This window comes from Rummeliibacillus sp. TYF-LIM-RU47, assembly GCF_008638315.1.
GTDB lineage: Bacteria > Bacillota > Bacilli > Bacillales_A > Planococcaceae > Rummeliibacillus > Rummeliibacillus stabekisii.
Genome location: NZ_VVIR01000005.1, coordinates 182,707 through 188,997 on the forward strand (window position 1 = coordinate 182,707; position 6,291 = coordinate 188,997).

5 protein-coding genes, 6 tRNA genes and 2 rRNA genes are annotated in these 6,291 nt (G+C 38.4%); all 13 read right to left on the bottom strand.

The features are described 5' to 3' along the window. Nucleotides 1–20: 20 nt before the first annotated feature. Nucleotides 21–1,340 (bottom strand): CdaR family protein, encoded by a 1,320-nt coding sequence (locus tag F0527_RS15700; RefSeq protein ID WP_150285536.1) that lies wholly within the window; start codon nucleotides 1,338–1,340, stop codon nucleotides 21–23. Then, on the bottom strand, nucleotides 1,340–2,182 hold the full coding sequence (cdaA, locus tag F0527_RS15705; protein ID WP_066790714.1) for a diadenylate cyclase CdaA: 843 nt from the start codon (nucleotides 2,180–2,182) through the stop codon (nucleotides 1,340–1,342). The genes F0527_RS15700 and cdaA overlap by 1 nt, the downstream gene beginning before the upstream one ends. A gap of 231 nt (nucleotides 2,183–2,413) precedes the next feature. After that, nucleotides 2,414–3,034, bottom strand: a complete 621-nt coding sequence (locus tag F0527_RS15710; protein ID WP_150285537.1) for a zf-HC2 domain-containing protein — start codon at nucleotides 3,032–3,034, stop codon at nucleotides 2,414–2,416. Between the two features lie 13 nt (nucleotides 3,035–3,047). After that, on the bottom strand, nucleotides 3,048–3,611 hold the full coding sequence (gene sigW / locus F0527_RS15715; protein WP_066790721.1) for an RNA polymerase sigma factor SigW: 564 nt from the start codon (nucleotides 3,609–3,611) through the stop codon (nucleotides 3,048–3,050). A gap of 356 nt (nucleotides 3,612–3,967) precedes the next feature. Further along, the gene (rocF, locus tag F0527_RS15720; protein ID WP_066790722.1) at nucleotides 3,968–4,870 is read right to left on the bottom strand and encodes an arginase; all 903 of its coding nucleotides are present in this window, start codon (nucleotides 4,868–4,870) and stop codon (nucleotides 3,968–3,970) included. A gap of 176 nt (nucleotides 4,871–5,046) precedes the next feature. Beyond that, nucleotides 5,047–5,119: transfer RNA gene (locus tag F0527_RS15725), tRNA-Lys, on the bottom strand. 4 nt (nucleotides 5,120–5,123) lie between these two features. Beyond that, nucleotides 5,124–5,198: transfer RNA gene (locus tag F0527_RS15730), tRNA-Gln, on the bottom strand. 5 nt (nucleotides 5,199–5,203) lie between these two features. Beyond that, nucleotides 5,204–5,287: transfer RNA gene (locus tag F0527_RS15735), tRNA-Tyr, on the bottom strand. A gap of 6 nt (nucleotides 5,288–5,293) precedes the next feature. Continuing rightward, nucleotides 5,294–5,369 (bottom strand) — tRNA-Val (locus tag F0527_RS15740). Between the two features lie 20 nt (nucleotides 5,370–5,389). Next, nucleotides 5,390–5,464 (bottom strand) — tRNA-Glu (locus F0527_RS15745). Nucleotides 5,465–5,566: 102 nt separating this feature from the next. Further along, a tRNA-Thr gene (locus F0527_RS15750) sits at nucleotides 5,567–5,639 on the bottom strand. A gap of 260 nt (nucleotides 5,640–5,899) precedes the next feature. Next, nucleotides 5,900–6,015, bottom strand: a 5S ribosomal RNA gene (gene rrf, locus F0527_RS15755). Between the two features lie 184 nt (nucleotides 6,016–6,199). Further along, nucleotides 6,200–6,291: ribosomal RNA gene (locus F0527_RS15760) — 23S ribosomal RNA — on the bottom strand; the annotation flags it as partial.

Below are 6,291 nucleotides of genomic sequence, written 5' to 3' on the forward strand. Positions count from 1 at the left end.
TGCTTTTATGGAGTTTCACTTTATGAAATTTGGCTAATTTTTAGTTTCATTGTATTTGGATTCGCCTTCCATGTAGTTCCTTTTGGGCTTTCACCCATAATCTCCAGATTGTTTATACCCTCTTTTACATCTTTTGCATCCACATATAACCGAATATCTGATTTGGCTATATTGGCAAGTCGTTGCTTTTCGCCAGTCACAAGAACAGATACAAAATGGTTGGCATTGCCTTCTATTTCATACTGGTCAGTGTCTAAATTTTCTATGCTAACGGCTACATCGTTTAATGTAACAGTAGAGGTAGAAACGGGTGCTTCTGTTACTTTTGTTTCTTCATTGTCTGCATTTTTGTCTTCTTTTTCTTTCTCTTGATTTTGATCTGAACCAGAAGATGAAGATGTGTCATCTACTATTACATGTACACGTAATTGATTGAATGATAACTTTGTCACACCATTGGGCTTATCCAAGTTTACGGATATATCGCCGGATTTTTTAAGTTTAGTAACATCAACATCGACAGGAAGAGATTGAATCTTCTCCAAGTCATTTTTAGAACCGAATAATGTAATCATCGTTTCTTCTGCTTTAATCGATTTTACTTTCTTACCCTTTGGCGATCCTTTTATATTAAGTGATAGAGGAACTTCTTTGCTGTATTCACCAATATCAACTTTAACTGATACTGTAGCTGGAGTAACCGAGACGTCTAACTTATTCATATCGCGATCCAGTACTTTAACAGGAGCATCCTTTGTGAACGACTCATTAATGTTGCCGTCGCTAGATAACATGGCTTTAATATAGGCGATATTGTCAATAACACTTTTGGCACCAGTGACAGTCACTTCACTTGGGTTCGCCGTCATCGTTTTAATGAAGTAATTCGGCGATAGTCTGCTTTCATTAAAGTCAGGGTCAATTTTGAATGTCTTTGTTACCTTTTCCTCTATTGATACATTGATGGTAGAAGGCTCAATTTGTACATTCAGCTTATCTGAGAAACCTTTGGATTTAAATTTAACCTTGTGCTCTCCAATTGTCTCTTTGCTGAGATCTAAATAAACATGATAATCTTTAAATGCTTTTGTCTGCAACACAACTGCAAGCGGACCCTTAATAGATACATCCACTGTCTTAGGAACATCAGAAACAATTAAATTTTCGCTATCGTAAAGAACTTCTACTGGCACATCCTTTATCACTTCCGCTTGGCGGTCAGATGTCGTTGTTGTGTAATTGTCTGTGCTCGTCTCTGACTTAACAGTGAAGAATATTAATAGTGATAACAGGAGCGCCATAATACGAAGAAACCATGGACTCTCAAAAAGTTTATCCATTATTTTTTATCCCCCCATAAGCTCCATTTAGAAGTGCCTACTGAATTAGTAGCTCCTCCGAACCAAGCATTTCGCAGGCGGACCTCAAACTCTTCAATTGATAAGTCACGGTGCAAGTCCCCGTTGATCGTCAAACTGATAGCTCCTGTTTCCTCAGAGACAACAACAGTAATTGCATCTGTTACTTCACTAATGCCTATCGCAGCACGATGACGCGTTCCCAGTTCCTTCGAAATAAAAGGACTTTCAGAAAGCGGAAGATAACAAGCGGCGGCTGCAACTTTATTTTTTTGTACAATGACTGCTCCATCATGAAGCGGTGTATTTGGGATAAAGATATTTATAATTAATTCTGAAGAAATCTCAGAATACATCGGTATCCCTGTCTCGATATACTCATTCAGACCTGTTTCTCTCTCAATGGAGATAAGGGCGCCAATTCTTCGTTTAGCCATATAGCTTACTGATTTGGACATAGCAGTAACTAGCCGAGTTTGTTCTTCTTCCTCCTGCATATTACTCCTAGCAAACAACTTACCTCGCCCCAATTGCTCGAGTGCTCGACGCAATTCAGGTTGGAAGATAATAATAATGGCTAAAAATCCAAATTCAATTACCTGTTTTGTCATCCAGCCAAGTGTAGTCAATCCAAAATAAACTGTAATAATCCGAATGATAATAATGACGAATATGCCTTTTAATAGCTGAACGGCCTTTGTACCACGGATTAATATAAGAATATTATAGATAACCAACCAGACCAACAGAATGTCGATGACGTTTAAAACCATTCTTACCCATTGATTGTTTGTAAACTGTGTAAATTCATTAATAAAAGACATGTGGATCCCCCACTTTTCTAGCGAGTACGTTTATATCAAGTATAGCATAACTGCTCTATTTTCTGCCCGGATGAAGTGACCTTACAAGCAATGACATTCTTTTAGCCCCATTGCCATTTGGGCCTTTACGAACAGTATTCAGGTTATTAAAGTTTAAAGTAAGTCACTTGTAGCTTAATAATACGGGATAAAGCAGAAAAGCCTACTGTGATAGCAGACTTAATCATTAGTTTATTCATTATTATCTATAATAGACCATGCTTTTTTAGCACTGTTTTTTATCTTATACCATAGCCACTCAAACATTTCATCGATTTCCTCAATTTGCCCTGTCACGTTGGCAGAGGACGCCATATACTTTCCGTTGATCACGGTTATATCGCCATCAACTGCACCCTTCACAAGAATATCTCCATTTTTGACAAGAAGATCTCCTTTTATCGTTTCACCTTCAGGCACAATGACCGTTTGCCCCTCAACCTGCAAGTTTGGCTGTTTTGTATATGAAAACTGTTGATCATTTTTATAACCCGACAGAAAGGATGCGCTCATAAAAATGCAAAATAAAGCGGCAGCAATAGCAATTGGATGTCTGCGGATAAAACGTTGAAATCCGTATTTCATTTTTCTCCTAGGAAGCCGCTGCATAACCTGATCTACAAAACGGGGAGGAGTGGCGATAGCGATGGCGCCTTTCACAATTGCGATTGTATCTTCCAACTCTTGCATATGCTTTCGGCAATCTGAGCAATTGTACAAATGTTTTTGAAGCTCTTGCTCATGCTCACTGGCAATATCCCCATCTAGATATTCATGCATATATTGCACAATCTCTTTAGGGCATGTATTCATTGTGAAACCCCTCCTACAAATTGCTTAGTTGCTTTCTTAAAGCTTCACGTCCGCGATGTATACGTGTTTTAACCGTTCCAAGCGGTATATTCAAAATTTCACTAATCTCTTGCAACGGCAGTTCTTCGATATATTTTAAGATAATCACTGTCCGATATTTTTCGGATAAACAACTGATTTCGTATTGAATGCGCTCTTGCAATTCCATTCCTTCTACTTCTTCTTCCGGCAATCGATCCGGTGAAGAAATCTGAGAATACATATCAAGCCCGTCTGTACCTGCTACCTCTGCATCTAAATAATAGTCAGGTTTCTTTTTTCTTATACGGTCTATACATAAGTTTGTAGCAATCCGGAAAAGCCAGGTTGAGAATTTCCGATTGAGATCAAACGTATGTAAATTAGTATAGGCCCGTATAAAAGCTTCTTGCGCAATATCTTCTGCTTCATGCTGATTATTAAGCATACGATAACATATTTGGTAGACCTTCTGTTGATAGAGGCTTACAATTTCGGAATACGCATGCTGGTCACCTTTCAGTACTTGCTTTATTCTTTTGTTCGTGATCGAGTCCATGTGAATTCCCCTCCGCCATGCGGCTACATACTATACGTATCGCAGTCTTGTTTGGTTTCATTTTTCATCATTAATTTTTATCTCCTTGCGTGTTTCCATCATAAAACTTATAGGACATGTGATGATTAGATAAGAAACCCACAGTCCAAATACTCTTGAAACTAGCAATCAGTTTCATACGGTCTCTTAGCATTCCACATAGAAACCTAGATAAAATAATAATGATGTTAAAAAATCTTCTTTGATTGTTACATCACTTTATTATAACAAGAATCAGGAAGGAAATATCCAACATTTTTAATTTATGTTTTCCATTTTGTAAATTAAAATAAAAAAAAATGGGCAGTCGCCCATTTTTATACTAGTTTTTCACCAAATAAAGAACCCATTAACGCTACCGCTACTTCTGCTGTTTGATTCTTTTCATCTAAAATAGGGTTTACTTCAACAAACTCTGCTGAAGTAATAAGATTTGATTCATGCAGCATTTCCATTGCTAAATGGCTTTCTCGATATGTAATACCGCCTGGAACTGGAGTACCTACACCTGGTGTATAGATTGGATCAATACCGTCTAGATCTAGTGATAAATGAACACCATCTACATTTCTGTCCTTTAAGTAGTTGATTGCATCTTGCATAATATATGTCATGCCTAAACGATCAATTTCATGCATTGAATACACTTTAATGCCTTTTTCCCGGATAAGTTCTTTTTCGCCTTCATCCACTGAGCGTGCCCCAATGATAATGATGTTTTCTGGTTTCACTTTTGGTGCATAGTTTCTAATGTTTACTAAGCTATCATGTCCCAAACCCATGCTTATAGCAAGTGGCATACCATGAATGTTACCTGATGGTGATGTATCGCTTGTATTCATATCTGCATGCGCATCATACCAAATAACACCTAAATTGCTATAGTGATCTGAGAGGCCTGCTAAAGTACCAATGGCAATGCTGTGATCTCCGCCCAATACTAATGGGAAGTGTTCTTCTTTAACCATTTCATTCACTTTATTAGCTAGCTCTGTATTCGCTTTCAATACAGCTGATAAATTGCGTAGTTTTGTGTTTGGCTCTTCTTTTGCAGGTTCAATGACGATATTTCCTAAATCCTCTACCGTATGACCGATCGTTTCTAAACGTTCATGCACGCCTGCGTAACGGATAGCGCTTGGCCCCATGTCTACACCCCTGCGTTGTTGGCCTAAGTCCATTGGTACCCCAATCATTGTGATGTTTAATGATGTATTCATTATTAAATACCCCCTTTGTATTCTGCTAATATTGTAACCGCTTTTATAGGGATGGCTCAACGTCACATTTTTTTGTATGTTTATTCAAAAAGAAAACTGGAATACTAGAATTTATACTTATTTAGAAACAACAAAAAACCTTCTTCTAATAATAGAAGAAGGTTTTATATAAGAAATGAGTCATGTAGGATTCGAACCTACGACCCTCTGATTAAAAGTCAGATGCTCTACCAACTGAGCTAATGACTCAAAATGGCTGGGGTACCTGGATTCGAACCAGGGCATGACGGAATCAAAATCCGTTGCCTTACCGCTTGGCTATACCCCAATAGATGGTGGAGGGGGGCAGATTCGAACTGCCGAACCCGAAGGAGCGGATTTACAGTCCGCCGCGTTTAGCCACTTCGCTACCCCTCCGACAAATGGTGGAGGATGACGGGATCGAACCGCCGACCCTCTGCTTGTAAGGCAGATGCTCTCCCAGCTGAGCTAATCCTCCACAATATTAGTTATATATGATGGTGACCCCTACGGGATTCGAACCCGTGTTACCGCCGTGAAAGGGCGGTGTCTTAACCGCTTGACCAAGGGGCCATCCGCTTTATGTATATCTCTTTAACAAGACAAGAATTATTTTACCATACTAATTTATAAAAAGCAATAGTTTCAACCAAAAAAGTTTAACCTTTATAAATAAGCTTCCAACCGGGCTTGAACCGGTGACCTCTTCCTTACCATGGAAGCACTCTACCTACTGAGCTATGGAAGCATAAATTAGATTATAGTACGACATTAATCCTAATGGCAAAGACATTTTTAATTGTAAATTGGATACAATCTTTTGTCAACAATATAATGAAAAACTATTTGCTTACTTTAACTAAATAAATTATTTTTCTATAGGATAAGTATTTTTTAAATAATAAGTGATGATTAGAAAACTATCTCAAGGCTATTTATACGATAACAAACCTTCAAATTTATATAATAAAAAAGACACTACTGATTGAATCAGCAGTGTCTTAGTATGCCTAGCAACGTCCTACTCTCACAGGGGGAAGCCCCCAACTACCATCGGCGCTAAAGAGCTTAACTTCCGTGTTCGGCATGGGAACGGGTGTGACCTCTTTGCCATCATTACTAGACTTACGGCTTCCCATACACATCGCACTACTGCGTCAATTTCACTCATTCACATCCTCATGTACATAAGTACACTCCGGTGTTCATTCGTTCATTTCCTTGTATTGCTCGTGTCTTGAAATCCTCTATTGAAAGAAAGTTGTTCTTTCAAAACTGGATAAACGTGAATTAAAGATTCTTAAGAATTTGGTTAAGTCCTCGATCGATTAGTATTCGTCAGCTCCATGTGTCGCCACACTTCCACCTCGAACCTATCTACCTCATCGTCTTTGAGGGAT